Source organism: Streptomyces sp. NPDC055962, from assembly GCF_042270185.1.
In the GTDB taxonomy this organism is placed as follows: Bacteria; Actinomycetota; Actinomycetes; order Streptomycetales; family Streptomycetaceae; genus Streptomyces.
In genome coordinates this window covers 318,671-337,932 of record NZ_JBHJYN010000007.1, presented here as the reverse complement: position 1 = coordinate 337,932, position 19,262 = coordinate 318,671, and the positions used below count along the sequence as shown (strand labels likewise).

Below are 19,262 nucleotides of genomic sequence, written 5' to 3'. Positions count from 1 at the left end.
AGTCCGCCGGCGGTCCGTCGGCGGTCCTCGGTGGTCCGTCAGCGGTCGAAGTCGACTTCTACCTCCGGGGTGACGGGGTGCGACTGGCAGGCAAGTACGTAGCCGGCTTCGGTCTCCTCCGGTTCCAGCGCGTAGTTGCGGTCCATCCGCACTTCGCCCGAGACCAGGAAGGCACGGCAGGTCCCGCACACTCCCCCCTTGCAGGCATACGGAGCGTCCGAGCGGCTCCGCAGCACCGTGTCCAGCAGGGATTCGCCGCTCTGGACCGGCCAGCTGCCCGACCGTCCGTCGAGGGTCGCCGTGAGTGTGCTCTCCGACGGAGCGGTCACCCGGGCGGCCGTGGTCAGGGCAGTCGTCCCCTCGTCGGCGACGTGGAAAATCTCCTGGTGGATGCGTGACCGGTCGGCGCCGAGTGAGCGCAGAGCGCTTTCCGCTCCTCGGACGAGGCCGAGCGGCCCGCACAGGAACCAGCCGTCCACCTCGGGCACCCGCAGCAGGGCAGGGAGCAGAGTGGTGAGCCGCTCGCGATCCAGCCGGCCCGTGGGAAGCCCGGCGGCCTGCTCTTCGCGGGACAGCGCGGTCACCAGCTGGAAGCGGTCCGGATAGCGGTCCTTGAGGTCCGCCACCTCGTCGAGGAACATCGTCGAGGCGGCCGTGCGGTCGCTGCGGATCAGGCAGAAGTGCGCCGACTTCTCCCGCTCCAGCAACGTCGCCGCCATCGACAGCACCGGTGTGATGCCGCTGCCGCCGACGATCGCGGCGAAGTGGCCGGGACGCGGATCGAGGAGGAAACGGCCCATCGGAGCCATCGCCTCCACCTGGTCCCCCACCGCCATCTCCTTGAGGGCGTACGTCGAGAACGCGCCGCCGTCGACCATGCGGATACCGACGCGAAGCTCGGGCTCGCCCGGTTGCTCCGTGGCGGGCGCGCAGATCGAGTACGACCGCCGAATCTCCTCGCCGTCGACCCGGTAGCGCACATTCAGGTGCTGACCGGGAGTGTGACGGAAGGTCTCGCGCAGTTCCGGCGGCACGGCGAAGGTGACGGCCACCGCATCGTCCGTGATGCGTTCGATCGCGCTGACCCGGAGCGGATGGAACATCTACAACTCCTTGAAATGATCGAACGGTTCGCGGCACGCCACGCAACGGCGCAGCGCCTTGCACGCCGTGGAGGAGAAGCGGCTCAGCAGCTCCGTGTCCGTGGAGCCGCAGTGCGGACAGCGCACGGACAGCGTGAGGGGCACCGGGCCGCCCGGCCCGCTCCCGGGCCGCGGCGGCGCTATGCCGAACTCCGCCAGCTTGCGACGGCCTTCGTCGCTGATGTCGTCCGTAGACCAGGCCGGTGCGAGGACCGTGACCACACAGACCTCGGCCACTCCGTGGTCGTGCAGCACTCGCTCGATGTCGTGGGACATGGCCTCGACGGCGGGGCATCCGGTGTACGTCGGGGTGAGACGCACGGTGACCTTGTCCGGCCCGTCCACGCGCACGCCGCGAAGGACGCCGAGCTCGTCCAGGGTCAGAACCGGGAGCTCCGGATCGGGCACGGAGCCCGCAAGCCGGTGGAGCTCCGCCTCCAGGAGGGTCTCGGTGGTCACCATGACGCCCCCGGGTGGCTGCGGTGCAGGTGCTGCATCTCGGCGAGCATCCGCCCGAACGGCTCCGTGTGCAGGCCCTGCCTGCCCGCGCCGGCCGCCCAGGCACCGGACTGCGGGCCCGACGGGAGAGCCAGGGTGGCACGCTCCACCACCGAGGCGACGGCGGCGAGCCAGGCGTCGCGCAGGCCGTGGAAGTCGGCATCGACTCCCTCGACGGGCTCGAACAGCTCGCCGGTGAAACGCCACAGCGCGTCCAGGGCGCGCTGCATGCGCTCATGGCTCTCGGCGGTGCCGTCGCCGAGTCGCAGGACCCACTGTTCGGCGTGGTCGCGGTGGTAGGCCACCTCCTTGACGGCCTTGGCGGCGAGATCCGTGAACTCACCTTCTCCAGCGGCCAGTTCCTCGTACAACATGTGCTGGTAGACGGAGAAGTAGAGCTGCCGGGCAATGGTGTGGGCGAAGTCGCCGTTCGGCTGTTCCACGAGTTGGACGTTGCGGAAGGCCCGCTCCTCTCGGAGGTAGGCCAGCTGGTCCTCGTCGCCCGCGAAGGAGAGGAGCATCCTGGCCTGCCCCAGCAGATCCAGCGCGATGTTGGCCAGCGCGACCTCCTCCTCCAGGACCGGGGCGTGGCCCGCCCACTCCCCCAGACGGTGCGAGAGCACCAGTGCGTCGTCGCCGAGGGCGAGAGCGGCCGTCACAGGTGCTTCACCCCTTCCGGGATCTCGTAGAACGTGGGGTGGCGGTAGGGCTTGTCGCCGGCCGGTTCGAAGAAGGAGTCCTTCTCGTCCGGCGACGACGCGGTGATCGCCGTCGAGGGAACCACCCAGAGGGACACGCCTTCCGAGCGACGCGTGTACAGGTCGCGGGCGTTGCGCAGGGCCATCTCGGCGTCCGGCGCGTGCAGGCTGCCCGCGTGGGTGTGGGACAGGCCGCGCCGGGAGCGCACGAACACCTCCCACAGAGGCCAGTCGGTCGAGCTGCTCATGCGGTCGCCTCCACGGGCTGGGCGGCCGCTCCGGTCGTGCCGGGACGTGCCGCGTGCTTGTCTGCGTAGGCCGCTGCCGCGTCACGGACCCAGGCACCCTCTTCGTGTGCCGTGCGCCGCTGGCTGAGCCGTTGTTCGTTGCAGGGGCCATTGCCCTTGAGGACCTCCTGGAACTCCGTCCAGTCGATCTCCCCGTAGTCGTGCTGGCCGAGTTCCTCGTTCCACCGGATGTCGGGGTCGGGGAGGGTGAGGCCCAGCGCCTGCGCCTGGGGGACGCAGATGTCGACGAACCTGCGGCGCAACTCGTCGTTGGAGTGCCGCTTGATCTTCCAGGCCATCGACTGCTCCGAGTGCGCCGAGGAGTCGTCGGGCGGACCGAACATCATCAGGGAGGGCCACCACCAGCGGTTCACCGCGTCCTGCGCCATGTCGTGCTGGGCGGGCGTGCCCCGGCTGAGGGCCAGCAGCAACTCGTACCCCTGGCGCTGGTGGAAGGACTCCTCCTTGCAGATCCGGACCATCGCCCGGGCGTACGGGCCGTAGGAGCAGCGGCAGAGCGGCACCTGGTTGGTGATCGCGGCGCCGTCCACAAGCCAGCCGATCGCGCCGACGTCGGCCCAGGTCAGCGTGGGGTAGTTGAAGATCGAGGAGTAGCGCTGCCGGCCGGCGTGCAGCTTGTCGAGCAGTTCCTCGCGGCTGGTCCCCAGCGTCTCCGCCGCGCTGTACAGGTAGAGGCCGTGACCGGCCTCGTCCTGCACCTTTGCCATCAGGATCGCCTTGCGCCGCAGCGAGGGGGCGCGCGAGATCCAGTTGGCCTCGGGCTGCATGCCGATGATTTCCGAGTGGGCGTGCTGGGCCATCTGGCGGACGAGCGAGGCCCGGTACGCCTCGGGCATCCAGTCACGCGGCTCGATCCGGTCGTCGGCCGCCACCGCGGCGTCGAACGCCGCCAGACGTGCCGCGTCCACCGCGCCCGCCGTGCTTGCCGTCCCCTGCGTCGTCTGGTCCGCAGTCACTGCCGCCATCCCGGGCTCCCTACCGACCGATCGTTCGGTTCATTGACTTCAATGGTGGGTCGGAGGCCCGTAGGGTGTCAACCCTGTGGATAACTGAGTGGTGATCGACGGTGATCGGGGCGGGATGGACGCGGACCACGGTGGGGGATCGGGAAACGAGAAGAAGATTCCCTGGCCCGGCGTGGCGAGCCGCCCGCCGACCGACCGGAACGCGGCGGCCGCCCCCGACCGGATGCCGGAGGCCGGGGTGGACGACCTCCGGGGGCCGGTCGCCACGGCACGTCCCTCGGGCACCGTCTGCACGCCGGTGCTTCCGCCCGTTCCCGGGGGCGACGGACGCCGTCCTGGCGCCGGGATGGCCGCGCTGTCGCTTCCGTACCAGGTGGTCGCCGCGCTGGCGCTGTCCATCGTGGGAGTGGTGGCCTGCACCCATGTCGCCATGGTCTTTCTGCACGTCGCGCCGTCCAACACGCTAACGAAGCAGCACGGTGAGGTGGTCGACCGCTGGGTCTACCCGGAGTTCGAACAGAACTGGAAGCTGTTCGCCCCCAATCCGCTGCAACAGAACATCTCCGTGCACGTCCGGGCGGACGTGGCTGACAACGGTGCCGACGGCAGCAGGATCACCCCCTGGATGAACCTCTCGCGTGACGACGGGGAGGCGATACGGGGCAACCTTCTCCCCAGCCACGTCGACCAGAACGAACTGCGTCGTGCCTGGGACTTCTACACCGGGTCCCACGACAGCGAGAACCGCCCCAACGGTCTGCGCGGAGAGCTGTCCGAGCGCTACATCCGCCGCATCGTCATGCTGCGCCTCGAGGAGCACGGCTACGGCGGCACGGTCGAGCGCATCCAGGTGCGGTCCATGGTTCGCTCCGTCGGGGTCCCGCCGTGGAGCGAGGAGAAGGTCAGCACCCGGCCGGAGTACCGGGAGCTCCCGTGGTGGACCGTCACCCCGTCCGATCTCCGCACGGCGGACGGTCCAGCGGTGCAGTCCGGGGAGGCGGAGAAGTGAGCGCCTCCAACCCGGTCCGTGAGGGCGCCGCGTCCGTCGGCCCCTCCCTCGCCCGTGCCGTCCAGCGCGTCACGGCCTCCCCCCTGGGTGCCCACCAGAGTGCAGTCGTCCGGATCGGTGTCTCCGCCACCTGCCTGCTGTTCCTGCTGCGCGAACTGCCCCATCGCCACGAGCTGTACGGTCCCGACGGTCCGTGGGGCTGGGACATGGCGCACCGGCTCATCAGCAGCAACGGTTCCTTCACCGTCCTGATGTGGTCGGACGGCAGGATCTGGTTCGAGACCGTCTACCTGCTCACGCTGGTGTCGGCCGCGCTGATGATGGTCGGCTGGCGTACCCGGTTCTCGTCCGTGCTGTTCATGGCCGGGGTGCTCTCCCTGCAGAACCGCAGCATTTTCATGGGGGACGGCGGCGACAACGTCATCCACCTGATGGCGATCTACCTGGTGCTGACGCGCTGCGCGCGGGTCTGGTCCCTGGACGCACGCCGTGCGGCCAGGAACGCCGCCCGCCTTGCGGAGGGAGGCAGACCCGCCCGTGACATCGCGGGACCGGTCCTGTGGGGGATGCTCGGCTGCGTCCTGCTGCCCGCCACCGTCCTGGCCGGATTCGGCGGCACCCGGTGGCTGCCGGCCCTCCTGTGGCTGCTGTGGCTGGGCAACGGTGCCTGGTGGGCCCTGAACCGTTATGCGCCGGGTCATGAGTTGCGGGCGCTGTTCGACGTCCTGGCCAACCTCGTCCACAATGCCGCGCTCGCCGTGATCATGGCCGAGGTCTGCCTGATCTACGCGACGGCGGGCTGGTACAAGATCCAGGGCTCCCGGTGGCAGGACGGCACCGCGATCTACTACCCGCTCAAGCTGGACTACTTCGCTCCATGGCCCGAGCTCTCCGGACTCGTCGCGTCCAGCGCCTTGGCCGTGATGGTGTTCACGTACGTCACGGTCATCGCGCAGGTCGCCTTCCCCTTCACGTTGTTCAACCGGCGCGTCAAGAACGTCCTGCTCGTCCTCATGATCGGTGAGCACGCCGGGATCGCCGTGCTGCTGGGGCTCCCCTTCTTCTCCATGGCGATGATCTCCGCGGACGCCGTCTTCCTGCCGACGGTCTTCCTCGTGTGGCTGGGGAACCGAGTGACACACGGGAGCCGGAGGCTGCTCGCCCGCACGGCGGGCAGCCTCCGACTGCCCGGGCAGCGCCGGGCGGAGCCGGAGGACGAGGAGGCCGCGCGCGGCAGCGACGGACGTGGCCATACGCTCGTCGGGTGACCAGCGAGACCGGCAGTACCGAAGAGCCCCGGGCGGCAGCGGCGCCCGATCCGTCCGCGGAACCGATCCAGTACGACGACGGATTCGGCGCCGTGATCGGCGTCGGGCCGCACCCGCTGCCGTGGCCCGAGGGGGAGCGCTACGATCCCGAGCTGCTCGCCGAGGGGGACCGGCGCAATGTGGCCGACGCCTACCGCTACTGGACGAGGGAGGCGATCGTCGCCGATCTCGATCTGCGGCGGCACGACTTCCATGTGGCGGTGGAGAACTGGGGCCATGACTTCAACATCGGCTCGGTGGTACGCACCGCCAACGCCTTCCTCGCGAAGGAGATCCACATCGTGGGGCGACGGCGCTGGAACAGACGGGGCGCGATGGTCACCGACCGCTACCAGCATGTGCGGCACCACCCTGACACCGCGGACCTGACCGCATGGGCGGCGGCCGAAGGGCTGCCGATCATCGGGATCGACAATCTGCCCGGAGCCGTGCCGCTGGAGCGGACGGTCCTGCCGCGCCGGTGCGTCCTGCTGTTCGGGCAGGAGGGCCCGGGGCTGACGGAGGAGGCACGTGAGCACGCCTCCATGGTGTGCTCGATCGCGCAGTTCGGCTCGACGCGGTCGATCAACGCCGGTGCGGCCGCTGCCATCGCCATGCACGCCTGGGTGCAGCGGTACGCGGACGTCCCGGATCCGCACGACGTGTGACCGTGAAGGAATGTGTCCGGTGGGCCGGATGCGCCCGGTGGAGCGGATGCCCGCTCCACCGGTCACGCTCCGGAAGTCCGCCGGCCGCGTGTTCACTCAGGCCTGGCGGCGGACCTCCACCACCCGGAAGCGGTTCGACACGAAGGCTCCGTCGCAGAGCGCCGCGTTGGCCGCCGGGTTGCCACCCGAGCCGTGGAAGTCCGAGAAGGCCGCAGTCTGGTTGACGTACACGCCGCCGGTGAGATTCAGCGAGAGCTGGGCGGATTCGTCGAGACAGACGTCCTCCACGGCCCGCTCCACCTCGGGCGACGTGGTGTACGCGCCGACGGTCATCGCCCCCTTCTCGCGGATCGTGCGGCGCAGCAGCTCCAGGGCGTCATCGGTGGAGTCGACGGCGACCGCGAACGAGACGGGGCCGAAGCACTCCGACAGGTAGGGCGCATCCTCGTCCGCCTTGGTGCCGTCGAGTTTCACGAGCGCCGGAGTGCGGACCACGGCGTCGGGGAAGTCGGGGTTGACGACTGCACGTGAGGCGAGCGCGACGTCCCCCAGGGAGGCCGCCCCTTCCAGCCGGTCCCTCACGTCACTGTTCACCAGGGCGCCGAGCAGTCCGTTGGCCCGGGCGTCGTCACCGAGGAGTCCGGTCACCGCCCCCGCGATGTCCGCCACCACGTCCTCGTAGGACTTGGCGCCCGCGTCGGTCCGGATGCCGTCCCGCGGAATGAGCAGGTTCTGCGGGGTGGTGCACATCTGGCCGCTGTAGAGGGAGAGCGAGAAGGCCAGGTTGGAGAGCATGCCCCGGTAGTCGTCGGTGGAGTCGAGGACGATCGTGTTGACGCCGGCCTTCTCCGTGTAGACCTGTGCCTGCCGGGCGTTGGTCTCCAGCCAGTCGCCGAAGGCGGTGGACCCCGTGTAATCGATGATCTTGATTTCGGGCCGCACCGCCAGAGTCTTGGCGATGCCCTCGCCCGGCCGCTCGGCCGCCAGCGCGACGAGATTCGGGTCGAAGCCCGCCTCGGTCAGCGCTTCGCGCGCCAGCTGGACGGTGAGCGCCAGCGGCAGGACCGCTCGCGGGTGCGGCTTGACCAGGACGGGATTTCCGGTGGCCAGGGAGGCGAAGAGGCCCGGGTAGCCGTTCCACGTGGGGAAGGTGTTGCAGCCGATCAGCAGGGAGATGCCGCGCCCTGCCGCGGTGTACGACTTGTGGAGCCGCAGCGGGTCGCGCTTGCCCTGCGGCTTCGCCCAGTCTGCGCTGCGCGGCGTACGCGTCTGCTCCTCGTAGGCGTACGCCACGGCCTCCAGGCCGCGGTCCTGTGCGTGCGGGCCGCCGGCCTGGAAGGCCATGACGAAGGCCTGTCCGCTGGTGTGCATCACGGCGTGGGCCAGCTCGTGGGTGCGCGCGCTGATGCGGGCGAGGATCTCCAGACAGACCAGGGCCCTCGTCTCGGGGCCCGCAGCACGCCAGGAGCCCATGGCGGCACGCATCGCGGGGAGCAGGACGTCCGGGTCGGCATGGGGGTACTCGACGCCGAGCTCCGGCCCGTACGGCGACACCTCCCCGCCGGTCCAGCCGTCGGTGCCGGGCTGGCCCAGATCCAGCCGGGTGTCGAGCACGGCGTCGAACGCGGCCTTGCCCTCGGCCGCGCCGAGGCTGCCGGGGAGACCTTCGGCGCCGTAGGCCTTCGGGTGCTCGGGGTGCGGGGACCAGTAGGCGCGCGTGCGGATCGCGTCGAGGGCCTTGTCGAGGGTCGGGCGGTGGATCTCGGACAGCTTCTCGGGGGAAAGCTCGGCGGCCATGACGGACCAACTCCTCGTCGAGCCGGGCAGGGATGTGCGGACGGAGTTAGAGTAACCGAACGATCGGTCGGGACAAGGGGGTCCGGGAGACCTGTGGACAACTCATGGGGGAGGATCGCGTTCATGACCACGGCCAAGCGGGACACGTACACCCCGGAGACGCTCCTGAGCGTTGCCGTCCGCGTCTTCAACGAGCGCGGCTACGACGGCACGTCCATGGAGCACCTCTCCAAGGCGGCGGGCATCTCCAAGTCGTCCATCTACCACCACGTGACGGGCAAGGAAGAGCTCCTGCGGCGCGCGGTGAGTCGGGCGCTCGACGGGCTCTTCGGCATCCTCGACGAGCCGGGCGCGATACAGGGGCGGGCGATCGCCCGGGTCGAGTACGTCACGCGCCGCACGGTCGAGGTGCTCCTGGCGGAGCTGCCCTACGTCACGCTGCTGCTCCGTGTACGCGGCAACACGACGGCGGAGCGCTGGGCCCTGGAGCGGCGACGCGAGTTCGACCAGCGGGTCTCCGAGCTGCTCAAGGCCGCGGTGGCGGAGGGCGACCTGCGCGCCGACGTGGACATACGCCTGGCCACGCGGCTCCTCTTCGGCATGGTGAACTCGCTGGTCGAGTGGTACCGGCCGCAGTCGGGAGGCTCCGCCGAGGCGGAGCAGCTCGCCGACACGGTCGTCCAGCTCGCCTTCGAGGGGATGCGGGCCGGCTGACCCCGGACGGGAGGCCTCCCCAGGCTCACGCCGGACGGAAAACCTGGGCGGACGCGGACGGACCCACCCCCGGCTGACGCCGACGGCCTCAGGGCTGACGCCGGACGTCAATCCCAGGCTGACGCCGACGGCCCTCCGGCCTACCCCGGACTGAAAGCCCCCCGGCTGCCCCTCGGGCCCGTAGCCCTAGGCCAGCTCGGCCGGACGGTCCGGGCGCGGGCCAAGGTCGGTCTCCTCGAACACCAGCAGGGTGCGGGTCGACAGCACCTCCGGTATGGCTTGGATCCTGGTCAGGACCAGCTCGCGCAGTGCCTGGTTGTCCGGTGTGTGCACCAGCAGCAGGACGTCGAAGTCGCCGCTGACGAGCGCGATGTGGGTGGCGCCGGGAAGCGCCTGGAGCTGTTCCCGCACGGTGCGCCAGGAGTTCTGGACGATCTTGAGCGTGATGTAGGCGGATGCGCCTTCCCCGGCGCGCTCGTGGTTCACACGCGCGCTGAAGCCCCGGATCACGCCGTCCTCGACGAGCCTGTTGATGCGGGCGTACGCGTTGGCCCGCGAGACGTGGACGCGTTCGGCTACGGCCCGTATCGAGGCGCGGCCGTCCGTCTGGAGGATGCGCAGGATGGCCCGGTCCGTGGAGTCCAGAGGGCGTGCGGGCGGCGTACGGACCGGGTCCCCGGCTCCGTCGGCCATTTGTTCAGCTGCCATCTGCCCGCGCCTCCCTGTTGTGGACGACCTGCCCCTATCCCAGGCTGTGGAGAACCGTTTGTCCACAGGCTGGAGGTGCCTGTAGCCAAATTGCCTCCGCGACCGAACAATCGGTAGGTGAGGCAGCCCACATCCGGGATCTGCTCACGCCCCGACATTCCTGCAGATACCCCGATGCCAGGAGGTGCTTGTCATGACGGTCCAGGAGCTGCCCGGCGCAGCCGCCTACCGGCCCACGCCGCCCCCGGCCTGGAAGCCGCTCACCGACCCCGCGCCGCTGCTCCCGGACCCCGAGCCGTTCCGCGTGCTCGGTACGGACGCCGCGGCCGGTGCCGATCCAGAGCTGCTGCTGAGGCTCTACGCCGAGCTGGTGCGTGGTCGCCGGTACAACGCCCAGGCCACCGCGCTGACCAAGCAGGGCAGGCTCGCGGTGTACCCGTCGAGCACCGGCCAGGAGGCCTGCGAGATCGCGGCGGCGCTGGTGCTGGAGGACCGTGACTGGCTCTTTCCCAGCTATCGCGACACCCTTGCCGCGGTCGCGCGCGGCCTGGACCCGGTCGAGGCCCTGACGCTGCTGCGAGGGGACCGGCACACCGGCTACGACCCGCGTGAGCACCGGATCGCCCCGCTGTGCACCCCGCTGGCGACCCAGCTGCCCCACGCGGTGGGTCTGGCGCACGCGGCGCGCCTCAAGGGCGACGACGTGGTGGCGCTCGCGATGGTCGGTGACGGAGGGACGAGCGAGGGGGATTTCCACGAGGCGCTGAACTTCGCGGCTGTCTGGCGGGCCCCGGTCGTCTTCCTCGTGCAGAACAACGGCTTCGCGATCTCCGTGCCGCTGGCCAAGCAGACCGCGGCGCCGTCCCTCGCCCACAAGGCCGTGGGCTACGGGATGCCCGGGCGGCTGGTCGACGGCAACGACGCGGCTGCGGTGCACCAGGTGCTGAGCGAGGCGGTGGCACGGGCCAGGCGTGGCGAGGGGCCGACGCTGGTGGAGGCGGTCACGTACCGCATGGAAGCCCATACGAACGCAGACGACGCCACCCGTTACCGCGGCGACGGCGAGGTGGAGGCATGGCGTGCGCACGATCCGATCCGGCTGCTCGAACGGGAGCTGACCGGGCGCGGTCTGCTGGACGACGACGGCATCGGGGCGGTGCGTGAGGCGGCGGAGCGGATGGCTGAGGGGCTGCGGGAGCAGATGAACGCGGATCCGGTGCTCGACCCGATGGATCTGTTCGCCCACGTCTACGAGGAGCAGACCGGCCAGCTGCGGGAGCAGGCGGCACGGCTGCGCGGCGAGCTGGAGGCCGAGCACGAGAGCGGCGCGGAGGAGGGGCGATGAGCACCGCTGCCGCGACGGCCGGGGTACGGACCGGCAGTGCCAGGCCGGCCACCATGGCGCAGGCTCTCGGCCGAGCTCTGCGCGACTCGATGGCCGCCGATCCGACGGTGCACGTCCTCGGGGAGGACGTGGGTACGCTCGGTGGCGTCTTCCGTGTCACCGACGGCTTGGCGAAGGAGTTCGGCGACGAGCGTTGCACGGACACCCCGCTGGCCGAGGCGGGAATCCTCGGCGCGGCCGTGGGGATGGCGATGTACGGGTTGCGGCCCGTGGTGGAGATGCAGTTCGACGCCTTCGCGTATCCGGCGTTCGAGCAGTTGATCAGCCATGTCGCCAAGATGCGGAACCGTACGGCGGGAGCCATGCCGCTGCCGATCACGGTGCGGGTGCCGTACGGGGGAGGGATCGGGGGTGTCGAGCACCACAGCGATTCGTCCGAGGCGTACTACATGGCCACGCCAGGCCTGCACGTCGTCATGCCGGCCACGGTCGAGGACGCGTACGGGCTGCTGAGGGAGTCGATCGCCTCCGACGATCCGGTGGTCTTCCTGGAACCGAAGCGGCTCTACTGGTCCAAGGCCGACTGGTCGCCGGACGCGCCTGCACCGGTGGAGCCGATCGGGCGGGCGGTCGTCCGGCGCCCCGGGCGCAGCGCGACGCTGATCACGTACGGACCGTCCCTCCCGGTGTGTCTGGAGGCCGCCGAGGCTGCCACCGCCGAGGGATGGGACCTCGAGGTGGTCGATCTGAGGTCTCTGGTCCCCTTCGACGACGAGACCGTCGCCGCGTCGGTCCGGCGCACGGGACGTGCGGTCGTCGTCCATGAGTCGTCCGGGTTCGGCGGCCCCGGCGGGGAGATCGCGGCGCGGGTCACCGAGCGGTGCTTCCACCACTTGGAGGCGCCGGTCCTGCGCGTCGCCGGGTTCGACATCCCCTATCCGCCGCCGATGCAGGAGCGGCACCATCTGCCGGGCGTGGACCGGGTGCTCGACGCGGTCGCCCGTCTTCAGTGGGAGGCCGAGAGCTGATGGCGCAGGTGCTCGAATTCAAGCTGCCCGACCTGGGCGAAGGGCTGACCGAGGCCGAGATCGTGCGCTGGCTGGTGGAGGTCGGTGACGTCGTCGCCATCGATCAGCCGGTTGTCGAGGTCGAGACGGCCAAGGCCATGGTGGAGGTTCCCTGCCCGTACGGGGGTGTGGTCACGGCGCGATTCGGCGAGGAGGGGGCGGAGCTGCCGGTCGGCGCACCGTTGCTGACGGTGGCGGTCGGATCGGTGGAAGCGGCGACCGGACCCCAGCCTTCCGACGGACCCCACCCCTCCGACGGATCCCACCCTTCCGACGGGTCCGGCGCCGCCGGTGCCGATAGCGGGGCGTCGGGCAATGTGCTGGTCGGTTACGGGACGGCGGCCCCGGCCGCGCGGAGGCGCAGGGTCAGGCCCGCTCCGGCCCCGGCCGCCCTCACACCGACGGCCGCGGGCCCGGCCCCCGCGGCGACGGCCGCTGCGGCAGCTACCGACCCGGCGGATCCGCGCGGTCCGATCGCCGTCATCTCCCCCTTGGTCCGCAAGCTGGCCCGGCAGCACGGTCTCGATCTCCGGCAGATCGTCGGCACGGGCCGCGACGGGCTGATCCTGCGTACGGACGTGGAGTCCGCGATCAGGACGGTGGACGAGGACCGCACCGCAGATGCGGCTCAGGTCGCCCACCCGGGGTCGAAGGCACCGGACGAGCGCGTCGCGCTGCGTGGGGTCCGGGGCGCGGTCGCCGAGAAGCTCTCGCGGAGCCGACGGGAGATTCCCGACGCCACATGCTGGGTCGACGCCGATGCCACGGCGCTGATGGCGGCGCGGGCCGCCATGAACAGCGCCGGTGGCTCCGCCGCCGGACCCAAGGTGTCGGTGCTCGCTCTGCTGGCCCGCATCTGTGTCGCGGCGCTGGCACGGTTCCCCGAGCTCAACTCGACGGTGGACACGGACGCCAGAGAGATCGTGCGGCTGTCCGGGGTCCATCTGGGCTTCGCCGCCCAGACGGAGCGCGGTCTGGTCGTCCCGGTGGTGAGGGACGCGCACACACGGAACGCCGAGTCGATCGGTGCCGAGATCGGCAGACTGACCGAGGCGGCACGGGAAGGGAAGCTGACTCCGGCGCAGCTCACCGGAGGGACATTCACCCTGAACAACTACGGGGTGTTCGGCGTCGACGGTTCGACGCCCATCATCAACCACCCCGAAGCCGCCATGCTCGGTGTCGGCCGCATCATGGCCAAGCCATGGGTCCATGAGGGCGAGCTGGCGGTCCGCCAGGTCGTTCAGCTCTCCCTCACCTTCGATCACCGCGTCTGCGACGGGGGCACCGCGGGCGGTTTCCTGCGCTATGTCGCGGACTGCGTGGAACAGCCGGCGGTGCTGTTGCGCACGCTGTAACGGCGCCGTTCGTGGGCGGTCCCTCTGCCCGGGCCTCTTGTGAGTTCGGTCCCTGGAGGGACCGTCAGGGGCGGGGGGCCCGCATACTCGGGTGCATGACCGCGTATGACGCCATCGTTCTCGCCGGCGGCGCTGCGAAACGCCTCGGGGGAGCCGACAAGCCAGGGCTCCGCGTGGGGGGCCGTGCGCTGCTCGACCGTGTACTGGCCGTGTGCGCCGACGCGGGATCCACCGTGGTGGTGGGCGGGCGCAGGCCGACCGAGAGGCCGGTCACCTGGACCCGTGAAGTGCCTGAGGGCGGCGGGCCGTTGGCCGCACTCGGTGCGGGCGTACGGCATACGGACGCCGAGAGCGTCCTGGTGCTCTCCGCGGATCTTCCGTTCCTGGGGGCGGAGACCGTGCGCTCCCTGCTGGCCGCAGCGCGGGCGGGAGCGCACGAAGGGGCCCTGTGCACCGATGGGGACGGCCGGGACCAGCCGCTGGTGGCGGTGTACCAGGGCGAACCGCTCCGTCGTGAGCTCGCGCTTCTGGCAACCGAGCACGGCAGCCTCGCCGGTCTTCCGTTGCGGCTGCTGACGGCGGAGCTGGATCTGGCCAGGGTCCAGGCCGGACCGCTCGCTTCGTTCGACTGCGACACCTGGGAGGACATTGCTGCCGCCAGGGCGCGGATCAGGGAGCATGGGACCGTGCTGGACGAATGGATCACCGCAGTCAAGAACGAACTGGGCATCGAACTCGACGTCGACACCGACGTCCTGCTCGATCTGGCCCGTGATGCCGCCCACGGCGTCGCCCGGCCCGCCGCTCCGCTGACCACCTTCCTCGTGGGGTACGCGGCGGCGATGGCAAGCAGCGGCAGTGGCCCGGAGGCAGCGGCCGAAGCGGTCGCGGAAGCATCTCGCAAGGCCACCGCGCTCGCGCTGCGGTGGGAGGAGGAAGCGGGCAGCGGGCCCGGAACGCCATGACCGCGCACGGAGGCGAGGCGCGGACGCCCGACCAGGCACGGGCGACCGACCAGAGGCGGGCGTCCGACCAGAGGTGGTCGGCCGAGGAGGAGCGCGCGGCCGAGGAGGAGCGGGCCGTCCAGCAGGCACTGGCGATCGTCGGCCATCAGCCGCAGGCCGTCCACTCCCCGGCGGAGCGGTTTGGTGAGACAGCGCCGGCGGAGCGGTCCGGAGGGACAGCGCCGGCGGAGCGGTCCGGAGGCACAGCGCCGCCGGAGCAGTCCGCAGCGAGGCCGCAGGACCATCGAGCCGGAGGGACGGACGACCTGGCCGTCCCGTCGATGTCGGCGAGGACCGGTACGCCTACGGGTGGTCCGGCCCGGGCCCCGCACATCGCTTCCGACGCCCCTGGCCCTCCGCAGGCCCACCGGACCAGGGCCGCGGCCTGGACGGGGGCGCGCGCCCTGGCCGAGCGTCTCGGCCGGGCGGCTCCACCGGCCGCCCACCGTCTTCCTCTCGACCGCGCTCTCGGGCATGTCCTGGCCGAGTCCGTGCGCGCGCTCACCGACCTCCCGTCGTTCGACACTTCGGCCATGGACGGCTGGGTGGTCGCGGGGCCGGGACCCTGGACCGTACGGGAGGGCGAAGGGCTGCTCGCCGGACGTGGATCCATCGAGCCCTTGCCGGACGGGCACGCCGTGCGGATCGCGACCGGTGCACGGCTGCCTGCCGATGCCACCGCGGTGATCCGTAGCGAACATGCCCACTGCGATGAGGCCAAGGGGTTGCTGCACCCCTCACGCGAAGTCGTCCCGGGCCAGGACATCCGGCCCCGGGGCCAGGAGTGCCGGTCCGGCGACGAGCTCCTCCCCGTCGGCACCGTGGTGACCCCGCCCGTACTCGGTCTGGCCGCTGCCGCCGGGTACGACGCCCTCGTGGCCGTGCCCCGGCCTCGTGTCGAGGTCTTCGTCCTCGGCGATGAACTGCTCTCGGCCGGGCTGCCGCGTGAAGGTCTGATCCGGGACGCACTCGGGCCGATGATGGCCCCCTGGCTCCGTGCCCTGGGCGCGGAGGTCGCGGAACCCCGACGCCTCGGCGACGACCCCGAAGCGCTCCGCAGGGCTCTCGTCTCCTCGGACGCCGATCTGATCCTCACCACCGGAGGGACGGCGGCGGGGCCGGTGGACCATGTCCATCCCGTCCTGGCCGCGATCGGGGCGGAGATGCTGGTCGACGGGGTCGCCGTACGTCCTGGCCATCCCATGCTGCTGGCACGGCTTCCCGAGGGCGGCCCCTGCCTGGTGGGCCTGCCCGGCAACCCGCTCGCCGCGGTGTCCGGGCTGCTGACACTGGCTGAGCCCCTCATCCAGGGGCTGGCCGGCAGGCACGCTCCGGAGCGCTACCGTGCACCCGTCCACGAAGAGGTGCAGGGGCATCCGCATGACACCAGGCTGATCCCCGTGGTCCACCGCGACGACAGCGTCGTGCCCCTCCACTTCAACGGACCGGCCATGCTCCGGGGCATCGCCGCCGCGGACGGACTGGCCGTGGTGCCGCCCGGCGGGGTACGGTCCGGCACCGAGGTGGAGATCCTCGATCTACCGTGGGCCTCGGCGTCGCCGTGGACGGAAGGGTGTTTCACGTGAAACTTCCCGGCCACGACGCGATGGCCAGGCGCGCGGACGAAAACGTCGTCCCGACCCGGGTGCTGCTGCCCCGGCGCGTGGTCGACCGCCCGTTGCGCCAGGTGGCCAAGCGGCTGGCGATGGCGCTCACGGTGCTGGCCACCACGGTCTTCATCGTCTGGGCCGACCGAGGCGGCTACCACGACAACGCCGACGACAAGGTCGACTTCCTCGATGCCGTCTACTACGCGACGGTGACGCTCTCGACCACCGGATACGGCGACATCGTGCCGTACAGCGACCCGGCGCGGCTCGTCAACGTGGTGCTGGTGACGCCGCTGCGCGTGCTCTTCCTGATCATCCTGGTCGGCACCACCCTCGAGGTCCTGACGGAACGGACCCGGGAGGACTTCCGGCTGAACCGTTGGAGAACCAACTTGCGTGAACACACCGTCGTCGTCGGCTTCGGCACGAAGGGCCGCTCGGCGATCCAGACGCTCTGCGCCACCGGTCTGAAGAAGGACCAGATCGTCATCGTCGACCCGGCCGGCAAGGTGATCGAGGCAGCCAACGCCGAGGGATTCGTGGGCGTACTGGGTGACGCGACGCGCAGCGACGTGCTGTTGCGGGCCGAGGTGCAGAAAGCCCGTCAGATCATCATCGCCACGCAGCGGGACGACACCGCCGTCCTGGTCGCCCTGACCGCACGCCAGCTCAACCGTGGTGCCAAGATCGTGGCCGCCGTGCGCGAGGAGGAGAACGCGCCGTTGCTGCGGCAGTCCGGAGCCGACGCCGTGATCACCAGCGCGAGCGCTGCGGGCCGTCTTCTGGGCCTCTCCGTCCTCAGCCCCAGCGCGGGCACGGTGATGGAAGACCTCATCCAGCAGGGCAGCGGCCTCGATCTGGTCGAACGACCGGTGATAAAGGCAGAGGTGGGCAAGAACGTCCGGGAGACCGAGGACCTGGTGGTCAGCGTTCTGCGTGGCCATCGTCTGATCGGCTACGACGATCCGGCGGCCAGCCCCCTGCAGCTGACGGACCGGGTGATCACGATCGTGCGGGCCTCACCGCTCCATACGTCGCCCATGCACCAGCAGCAGCCCAACCAGCGGCCCTAGGAACCGGACGGGGCGCGGCCCAGGAAGGTGTCCGCCCCCGTTCGGGACTCCGCACGGAGTAGCCTCGCGGCCATGTATGCGATCACGATCCCCGAACCCGGCGGCCCCGAAGCGCTCGTATGGGCCGAGGTGCCCGATCCCGTACCAGGCGAGGGCGAAGTCCTCGTCGAGGTCGTGTCCAGTGCGGTCAACCGGGCCGATGTCCTGCAGCGGCAGGGCTTCTACAACCCTCCGCCCGGCGCCTCCCCCTACCCCGGCCTGGAGTGCTCGGGCCGCATTGCCGCGCTCGGCCCCGGGGTGACCGGATGGTCTGTCGGCGACGAGGTGTGCGGGCTCCTCGCCGGTGGCGGTTACGCGGAGAAGGTCGCCGTCCCGATCGGCCAACTTCTGCCCGCTCCCGACGGCGTGGACCTCGCGCAGGCCGCCGCGCTGCCCGAGGTGGCGGCGACGGTCTGGTCGAACGTCTTCATGGTGGCCCACCTGCGCCCGGCCGAGACTCTCCTGGTCCACGGCGGTTCCAGCGGCATCGGCACCATGGCGATCCAGCTCGCCAAGGCCGTCGGTGCGCGTGTCGCGGTGACGGCCGGGGGACCCGAGAAGCTGGCGCGCTGTCAGGAGCTCGGCGCGGACATCCTCATCGACTACCGCGAGCAGGACTTCGTCGATGAACTGCGCAAGGCGACGGACGGTGCCGGAGCGGACGTGATCCTCGACATCGTCGGGGCGAAGTACCTGGACCGGAACGTGCGCGCGCTGGCGGTGAACGGCCGCCTCGCCATCATCGGCCTCCAAGGCGGCGCGAAGGGCGAGTTGAACCTGGGTGCCCTGCTGAGCAAGCGGGCTGCAGTCACGGCGACATCGCTCCGGGCCCGGCCGCTCGCGGAGAAGGCCGCGATCATCGCGGCGGTACGTGAGCACGTCTGGCCGCTGCTCGCCGACGGTGTGGTCCGGCCCGTCGTGGACCGCACGGTGCCGATGGCGGAAGCAGCGGAGGCCCACCGGCTCATGGAGTCCAGCAGCCACATCGGCAAGATCCTCCTCGCCTCCCCGAAGGCCTGACGCAGGCGGACCACAGGTCGCAGGCGAGCCGAGGACGCGGGCGAGCCCAGGACGCAGGCGGACCAGAGACGCAAGCGGAAGCGAACAGGCCCAGCAGACCACCGGGCCCGGCAGCACCGGGGACCGAGACAACCGGGCCCAGCAGACCACAGGGCCCGAAAGAACCGAACCCGACAGAACCGAACCCGACAGCACCGGGCACGACAGCACCAGGCCCGACAACACCGGGACCGAGACCACCTGGACCCGGCACACGTACTGTGTGCCGGGCCCCGGTGCGTACCGCGTTCGATGAACTCCGGCTTCTACAAGTACGGGCCGGAGCGCGCCGGTCCGTGCGGATCGGCTCCGCCTTCCTCGTCCTCGTGGCCCACGCCCGGCGGAAGGGCGCGGCGCATGGACTCCAGCTGTGCACGGGCCGCCATCTGCTGGGCGAACAGCGCCGTCTGAATGCCGTGGAAGAGGCCTTCGAGCCACCCGACCAGCTGGGCCTGCGCGATGCGCAACTCGGCTTCGGAGGGGACGGACTCCTCGGTGAACGGCAGCGAGAGCCGTTCCAGCTCCTCCACGAGCTCCGGTGCCAGACCGTCCTCGAGCTCCTTCACCGAGCTCGCGTGGATCTCCTTCAGCCTGACTCGGCTCGCCTCGTCGAGAGGAGCCGCCCTGACCTCCTCCAGAAGCTGCTTGATCATGCTGCCGATGCGCATGACCTTCGCCGGCTGCTCGACCATCTCCGTCACCGGGATCTCGCGCGACTCGTCGTCACCGCCACCGCCGCCGATAGCCATTCCGTCCTGCCCCACAACGAGGACTTGGGGGTGCTCCTGCGACCGTTCATTCCTCGGCATCTCCATGGAGCCATTGTCTCGCACACGGGCATCGTCACATGGTGGTGCCCCCGGAAAGGGATGATCACTCCCTCCCGGGGGCAC

Annotated in this window: 19 protein-coding genes; 11 read left to right on the top strand and 8 right to left on the bottom strand. The window is 70.8% G+C overall.

Annotation, left to right across the window (positions count from 1 at the left end; all coding sequences use genetic code 11):
* Positions 1-38 precede the first annotated feature (38 nt).
* Genes ACFC51_RS22250 through paaA form a run of 5 tightly spaced genes read right to left on the bottom strand, consistent with a single transcriptional unit; the run spans position 39 to position 3,611 of the window.
* Entirely contained in the window at positions 39-1,103 is a 1,065-nt protein-coding gene (locus tag ACFC51_RS22250; RefSeq protein WP_376376276.1) for a 2Fe-2S iron-sulfur cluster-binding protein, read from the bottom strand.
* Positions 1,104-1,604, bottom strand: a complete 501-nt coding sequence (gene paaD / locus ACFC51_RS22245) for a 1,2-phenylacetyl-CoA epoxidase subunit PaaD (RefSeq protein ID WP_376376274.1) — start codon at positions 1,602-1,604, stop codon at positions 1,104-1,106.
* A complete protein-coding gene (gene paaC, locus ACFC51_RS22240) occupies positions 1,598-2,299 on the bottom strand; it encodes a 1,2-phenylacetyl-CoA epoxidase subunit PaaC (protein WP_376376272.1) in 702 nt (233 codons plus the stop codon). Before paaC ends, paaD begins: the two co-directional genes overlap by 7 nt.
* Positions 2,296-2,586, bottom strand: coding sequence for a 1,2-phenylacetyl-CoA epoxidase subunit PaaB (gene paaB / locus ACFC51_RS22235; protein ID WP_069171673.1), 291 nt, complete (start codon positions 2,584-2,586; stop codon positions 2,296-2,298). Before paaB ends, paaC begins: the two co-directional genes overlap by 4 nt.
* Positions 2,583-3,611 (bottom strand): 1,2-phenylacetyl-CoA epoxidase subunit PaaA, encoded by a 1,029-nt coding sequence (gene paaA / locus ACFC51_RS22230; protein ID WP_376376270.1) that lies wholly within the window; start codon positions 3,609-3,611, stop codon positions 2,583-2,585. The genes paaB and paaA overlap by 4 nt, the downstream gene beginning before the upstream one ends.
* Positions 3,612-3,726: 115 nt before the next feature.
* On the opposite strand from paaA, the gene ACFC51_RS22225 reads away from it, so the two are divergent.
* From ACFC51_RS22225 to ACFC51_RS22215, 3 genes are read left to right on the top strand one after another with little or no spacing between them, the layout of a single operon-like run.
* Positions 3,727-4,620 carry a DUF5819 family protein gene (locus ACFC51_RS22225; RefSeq protein WP_376530425.1) on the top strand — a complete coding sequence of 298 codons (894 nt, stop codon included), beginning with the start codon at positions 3,727-3,729 and terminating at the stop codon, positions 4,618-4,620.
* Positions 4,617-5,888, top strand: a complete 1,272-nt coding sequence (locus ACFC51_RS22220; protein ID WP_376530388.1) for an HTTM domain-containing protein — start codon at positions 4,617-4,619, stop codon at positions 5,886-5,888. The genes ACFC51_RS22225 and ACFC51_RS22220 overlap by 4 nt, the downstream gene beginning before the upstream one ends.
* Positions 5,885-6,595, top strand: coding sequence for a TrmH family RNA methyltransferase (locus ACFC51_RS22215; RefSeq protein ID WP_376376266.1), 711 nt, complete (start codon positions 5,885-5,887; stop codon positions 6,593-6,595). The genes ACFC51_RS22220 and ACFC51_RS22215 overlap by 4 nt, the downstream gene beginning before the upstream one ends.
* 96 nt (positions 6,596-6,691) lie before the next feature.
* Here ACFC51_RS22215 and paaN read toward each other — a convergent pair whose 3' ends face one another.
* Positions 6,692-8,392, bottom strand: a complete 1,701-nt coding sequence (gene paaN, locus ACFC51_RS22210; protein ID WP_376530385.1) for a phenylacetic acid degradation protein PaaN — start codon at positions 8,390-8,392, stop codon at positions 6,692-6,694.
* 123 nt (positions 8,393-8,515) lie between these two features.
* Between paaN and ACFC51_RS22205 the strand changes: the two genes are divergently transcribed.
* Positions 8,516-9,106 carry a TetR/AcrR family transcriptional regulator gene (locus ACFC51_RS22205; RefSeq protein WP_376376262.1) on the top strand — a complete coding sequence of 197 codons (591 nt, stop codon included), beginning with the start codon at positions 8,516-8,518 and terminating at the stop codon, positions 9,104-9,106.
* A gap of 186 nt (positions 9,107-9,292) precedes the next feature.
* Here the strand turns inward: ACFC51_RS22205 and ACFC51_RS22200 are convergent, their stop codons facing one another.
* Entirely contained in the window at positions 9,293-9,799 is a 507-nt protein-coding gene (locus tag ACFC51_RS22200) for an Lrp/AsnC family transcriptional regulator (protein ID WP_376530422.1), read from the bottom strand.
* Positions 9,800-10,007: 208 nt separating this feature from the next.
* Between ACFC51_RS22200 and pdhA the strand changes: the two genes are divergently transcribed.
* From pdhA to ACFC51_RS22165, 7 genes are all read left to right on the top strand, one after another.
* Positions 10,008-11,159 (top strand): pyruvate dehydrogenase (acetyl-transferring) E1 component subunit alpha, encoded by a 1,152-nt coding sequence (gene pdhA, locus ACFC51_RS22195; RefSeq protein WP_376530383.1) that lies wholly within the window; start codon positions 10,008-10,010, stop codon positions 11,157-11,159.
* Entirely contained in the window at positions 11,156-12,187 is a 1,032-nt protein-coding gene (locus ACFC51_RS22190) for an alpha-ketoacid dehydrogenase subunit beta (protein WP_376530381.1), read from the top strand. Before pdhA ends, ACFC51_RS22190 begins: the two co-directional genes overlap by 4 nt.
* On the top strand, positions 12,187-13,584 hold the full coding sequence (locus tag ACFC51_RS22185; RefSeq protein ID WP_376530379.1) for a dihydrolipoamide acetyltransferase family protein: 1,398 nt from the start codon (positions 12,187-12,189) through the stop codon (positions 13,582-13,584). The genes ACFC51_RS22190 and ACFC51_RS22185 overlap by 1 nt, the downstream gene beginning before the upstream one ends.
* A 95-nt stretch (positions 13,585-13,679) precedes the next feature.
* Positions 13,680-14,549 (top strand): NTP transferase domain-containing protein, encoded by an 870-nt coding sequence (locus tag ACFC51_RS22180; RefSeq protein ID WP_376376254.1) that lies wholly within the window; start codon positions 13,680-13,682, stop codon positions 14,547-14,549.
* Complete coding sequence (locus ACFC51_RS22175; RefSeq protein WP_376530377.1) at positions 14,546-16,174, top strand: molybdopterin-binding protein; 1,629 nt, start codon at positions 14,546-14,548, stop codon at positions 16,172-16,174. Before ACFC51_RS22180 ends, ACFC51_RS22175 begins: the two co-directional genes overlap by 4 nt.
* Entirely contained in the window at positions 16,132-17,271 is a 1,140-nt protein-coding gene (locus ACFC51_RS22170; RefSeq protein ID WP_376376250.1) for a potassium channel family protein, read from the top strand. The genes ACFC51_RS22175 and ACFC51_RS22170 overlap by 43 nt, the downstream gene beginning before the upstream one ends.
* A gap of 72 nt (positions 17,272-17,343) precedes the next feature.
* Positions 17,344-18,330 (top strand): NAD(P)H-quinone oxidoreductase, encoded by a 987-nt coding sequence (locus ACFC51_RS22165; protein WP_376530375.1) that lies wholly within the window; start codon positions 17,344-17,346, stop codon positions 18,328-18,330.
* A 305-nt stretch (positions 18,331-18,635) separates the two neighbouring features.
* On the opposite strand, the gene ACFC51_RS22160 is transcribed toward ACFC51_RS22165, so the two are convergent.
* A complete protein-coding gene (locus tag ACFC51_RS22160) occupies positions 18,636-19,184 on the bottom strand; it encodes a bacterial proteasome activator family protein (protein WP_376376246.1) in 549 nt (182 codons plus the stop codon).
* Positions 19,185-19,262 lie beyond the last annotated feature (78 nt).

Bases quoted from the DNA above. Each gene is read 5' to 3' on its own strand.
- ACFC51_RS22250 (WP_376376276.1), bottom strand. From the start codon at position 1,103: ATGTTCCATCCGCTCCGGGTCAGCGCGATCGAACGCATCACGGACGAT.
- paaD (WP_376376274.1), bottom strand. From the start codon at position 1,604: ATGGTGACCACCGAGACCCTCCTGGAGGCGGAGCTCCACCGGCTTGCG.
- paaB (WP_069171673.1), bottom strand. From the start codon at position 2,586: ATGAGCAGCTCGACCGACTGGCCTCTGTGGGAGGTGTTCGTGCGCTCC.
- paaA (WP_376376270.1), bottom strand. From the start codon at position 3,611: ATGGCGGCAGTGACTGCGGACCAGACGACGCAGGGGACGGCAAGCACG.
- ACFC51_RS22225 (WP_376530425.1), top strand. From the start codon at position 3,727: ATGGACGCGGACCACGGTGGGGGATCGGGAAACGAGAAGAAGATTCCC.
- paaN (WP_376530385.1), bottom strand. From the start codon at position 8,392: ATGGCCGCCGAGCTTTCCCCCGAGAAGCTGTCCGAGATCCACCGCCCG.
- ACFC51_RS22205 (WP_376376262.1), top strand. From the start codon at position 8,516: ATGACCACGGCCAAGCGGGACACGTACACCCCGGAGACGCTCCTGAGC.
- ACFC51_RS22200 (WP_376530422.1), bottom strand. From the start codon at position 9,799: ATGGCCGACGGAGCCGGGGACCCGGTCCGTACGCCGCCCGCACGCCCT.
- pdhA (WP_376530383.1), top strand. From the start codon at position 10,008: ATGACGGTCCAGGAGCTGCCCGGCGCAGCCGCCTACCGGCCCACGCCG.
- ACFC51_RS22190 (WP_376530381.1), top strand. From the start codon at position 11,156: ATGAGCACCGCTGCCGCGACGGCCGGGGTACGGACCGGCAGTGCCAGG.
- ACFC51_RS22185 (WP_376530379.1), top strand. From the start codon at position 12,187: ATGGCGCAGGTGCTCGAATTCAAGCTGCCCGACCTGGGCGAAGGGCTG.
- ACFC51_RS22180 (WP_376376254.1), top strand. From the start codon at position 13,680: ATGACCGCGTATGACGCCATCGTTCTCGCCGGCGGCGCTGCGAAACGC.
- ACFC51_RS22175 (WP_376530377.1), top strand. From the start codon at position 14,546: ATGACCGCGCACGGAGGCGAGGCGCGGACGCCCGACCAGGCACGGGCG.
- ACFC51_RS22165 (WP_376530375.1), top strand. From the start codon at position 17,344: ATGTATGCGATCACGATCCCCGAACCCGGCGGCCCCGAAGCGCTCGTA.
- ACFC51_RS22160 (WP_376376246.1), bottom strand. From the start codon at position 19,184: ATGGAGATGCCGAGGAATGAACGGTCGCAGGAGCACCCCCAAGTCCTC.